This window comes from Candidatus Woesearchaeota archaeon (assembly GCA_020854775.1).
Lineage (GTDB): Archaea > Nanobdellota > Nanobdellia > Woesearchaeales > 21-14-0-10-32-9 > 21-14-0-10-32-9.
The window spans coordinates 1-3,293 of sequence record JAHKLZ010000012.1 but is presented as its reverse complement, the minus strand read 5'-3'; the positions used below and the strand labels follow the sequence as shown (position 1 = coordinate 3,293).

The 3,293-nt window shown below is 33.7% G+C and carries 5 protein-coding genes; all 5 read right to left on the bottom strand.

The genetic code is table 11. The features are described from left to right. The coding region (locus tag KO361_03155; protein MCC7574566.1) for a DeoR family transcriptional regulator at nucleotides 1-277 on the bottom strand (277 nt) is incomplete at its 3' end. Next, nucleotides 267-617 carry a hypothetical protein gene (locus KO361_03150; GenBank protein MCC7574565.1) on the bottom strand — a complete coding sequence of 117 codons (351 nt, stop codon included), beginning with the start codon at nucleotides 615-617 and terminating at the stop codon, nucleotides 267-269. The genes KO361_03150 and KO361_03155, both read right to left, overlap by 11 nt. A gap of 286 nt (nucleotides 618-903) precedes the next feature. Continuing rightward, a complete protein-coding gene (locus KO361_03145) occupies nucleotides 904-1,458 on the bottom strand; it encodes a hypothetical protein (GenBank protein MCC7574564.1) in 555 nt (184 codons plus the stop codon). A gap of 86 nt (nucleotides 1,459-1,544) precedes the next feature. Then, nucleotides 1,545-1,745 carry a transcriptional coactivator p15/PC4 family protein gene (locus KO361_03140; protein ID MCC7574563.1) on the bottom strand — a complete coding sequence of 67 codons (201 nt, stop codon included), beginning with the start codon at nucleotides 1,743-1,745 and terminating at the stop codon, nucleotides 1,545-1,547. Between the two features lie 482 nt (nucleotides 1,746-2,227). Continuing rightward, the coding region (locus tag KO361_03135) for a major capsid protein (protein MCC7574562.1) at nucleotides 2,228-3,293 on the bottom strand (1,066 nt) is incomplete at its 5' end.

Genomic DNA, 3,293 nt, shown 5'->3' with positions numbered 1-3,293 from the left:
ATAGTGTGATTTTCCTGCGTACCCCGATACGCTTTCTTTTGATAAAATTATATTTATCTAACTTGGTTAATGATCTTCTGATTGTTGAGAGTGATACCCCTACTATTTGAGAAAGCTGTTCATCTGTTAGATCTGTTTCATGAGTATTATTTTTGCTACATTCAATAACTAAGTGTAAATATACTGCTGTTGCTGTTACTCTCATTTTTTTACCATATTCAGATAATCTTTCAGATAATTTTTCCGGTATATAAGTAACTTGTTTTTCATTCTCCATTATATTTTTTCTCCTTTACTAAGTTTTCTTTCATTTCTTTTGCTTCATCTATTAATAACCGATAAGCCTCTTTATATTTTCCACTATCCCTTAAATCCCAATATTCTTCTGAAATCAAGTCCCTACAATAACCATAACCATCAATCTTGTCTAACTCTTTATATGCACGTTCTTTTGGTATTCCAACAAAATCCATAATTTTATTTTCTAATGATTCCCCATATTCTGGTAACATTTTATCTAAATATTGATCATCCAAAACCCCCATTAAATTATCAATCATGTCATTATAAACCTTGTCAACTTTTATTAACTCAATTATAAATTCTTTAACTTCCATAAACCTAACTCCTTTCCTTATTTTTATTATGTTGCGCCTCTCCGGGTAAATAGAGTCTTTCTAATACCTAAGAACGGCCTTTTTCCTAAATACCCCTAATACTAAGAATAAGACTCTAAGAAAAGACTAAGAGAGAAAAGAAATACACCTAATCCTTACTAACCTATTCTTGTATCTTATAAGGTGGGATTTTAACCACCTACCCCGGTGGGATTTTAACCACCTACCCCTATTGCTCTAATTTTATCAGTGTCTATATGGTGGGATATTAACCACCTTATAGAGTTTATTTATTCTTTGTTCTTTTGAGATAATCCAAAAAAGGCTCAACTATTGATGTAATATTTCCATTTTCATCTGTTATTATTCTTTTATCCCTTTTCAATAACTCAAAAGCCTTATCCCACCTATGAATAATTATGCACCTACTTTTTCTTTTATCCCTGGAATGTGGCGTATAGTGTCTATGAATCAAATGATAATATTCCAATTCATTTAATAATGAGTTACTTCTCTTTGATATATCCTCTATTGATAAGCCTGAATATTTACTTAATTTATCATTGCCAATATATGTTTTTTGCCATTTATCAGTATTAAATAAAATAATATCGTAAAGCTTCACCGCTTTTGGCCTTAACAATGAATATATATTTGCCTGATAAAATCCATATTTGATTCGTTTGTGTTGTTCTGTTGGTAACTTGACAAATTCGCATAATTCATTATCAAATATCTCATCTGAACCATTGCGCTCTGGATATTTTATCGCTTCTATTCTGCTTCTTTTATCGTAAGGATGTTCTAATTCCGGATATTCATCTTTCTTAATATTAATCATCTCCCGTCATTAAGCCAGGGCAAAGAAGCGACGGGAGTTACCTCTTTGCCCCGGCTTTTTATCGGCAGTCTTTCAACTACCGGAGTTTAGTCTTTCAGTTTTTCGACCAATTTAATAAAATCATCAACCCATTCGGCATTAAAATTGATTCCTTTTCTGGTTTTAATAAATTCACCGTCTTTGTTAAATTCTGTTCTTAGGTCAATTCGTTCTTGGCCTTTGAATTCACCTTTTGATAAAACCAATTTGGTATTATCGGTTACAAATAGTTCACCTAAAATTTGCATTTGCTTTTATCCTTTCCTTTCTTTGATATTTACTTATTTGCTAACCTCTGTTAAAATATAAAAAGAGGTAATGCCCGCTACTATGCGGGTAGAAACTGAAATAAAATCGTTTTTGAAAGAGCTCCCACTTTTGTAGAGTCCGGGAGCTTTTTCATTATATATAATCAAATAATAACAAATTAGATTGTATAATTCAATATTGAGTTATAATTTATTTTTTATCATCTCAAAATAAGCTCATATTCAAACGATTTTTAATCACTAAGACATAAACCCTTTACCTCTTCAGCTTTCCCCGCTGTTACTGTTGGGGGAAGTGATTTAACCCTTCCCCCTGGTGATTAGTGAATGGAATATCACTAACAAAGAGATAAACAAAAGCGATATAGATCGCCCCGTTGCTAATCAATGGATTCGACCGTTTCCATTGATCCTTAAAAAAGAGTTTACAAATTACATAAAATTAAAAATCTTATTTACTTCTACCAGGTAGTATTGCTTTCTGTATTCAAGCTCCATACCTGGTTTATTTTGTCAAAAGATACAAAAGCATTTGCTAAACCGACGGTCTTTTGCATAACTGGATCTTGTGAAGAAATACTTTGTACTAAAATATGTCCTGTTTTACTCTGAATTATTCCAGGATCTTTGACGGCTTCCGCGCCTATCGGCGCGTGAAGAAATTTTCCCAACGGTAATTCTGGAATAAAGCTAACATATTTTGAAGTCCAGGGATCAACACTTGAAATATCGTGTGATTCTGTTTCTATATCTATAACACAATCCATTATTAAAATATCTGGCAAGCCTGATTGAGTTAAAACGCGGTTTACTGTTTCTAATGTTGGAGCAACGCCCGGAGTTATACCGGATTCACTAATCATAATTCCATAAATAAACGCGCTAACTTCTTCACTTGCTAAAAAGTCCGTTAATTTGCTTGGATTCATTAAAATATGCTTAATCTTAACGCCCTTTCCCCTGGCTTCCTGGCAAATGGTTTTAATATCAGTAATAGGTTTGGAAGTGCTGGCATTGGCTACTGTCCATTTTCTATTAACTGCTGTAACAACTTCTTTATTAGCTGTTGGCAATTGAAAATCAACGGCACTTTCTGTTATGACGCCCGCTGAATTATCCTTAGTTAATGAAACACTGGCTTGGCTTAACGCCTGCAATGCTAACCACTCGCAACGCTGTTGAACACTTTCAACGCAGAAGTCAACATCATTGTAAACTAAATCAAATAAAGCTTGCATATCTGCATCATTTTGGGCTGTATGTTTTATTATGTTATATTCATTCAGCTTCTTTTCGTCCATGATCCTTTTAACTCTAATTGGAGGAATAGATCCTCTCAACCGGTCAACTACGCGCCTTGTCTTTTCCGGTGCGCTGGTATTGTACGCAACTAAATCAGCGGCACTAACCCCGCCTTCCCCGATCAATGTTTCAAAGTCTAAAAATGGTGTATATTTAAGCGGGAAAAAATCAACATAATATCTTTGTTCCCAGTCTTTTTTGGCTAAATATGTTCCTAAGCTTTTT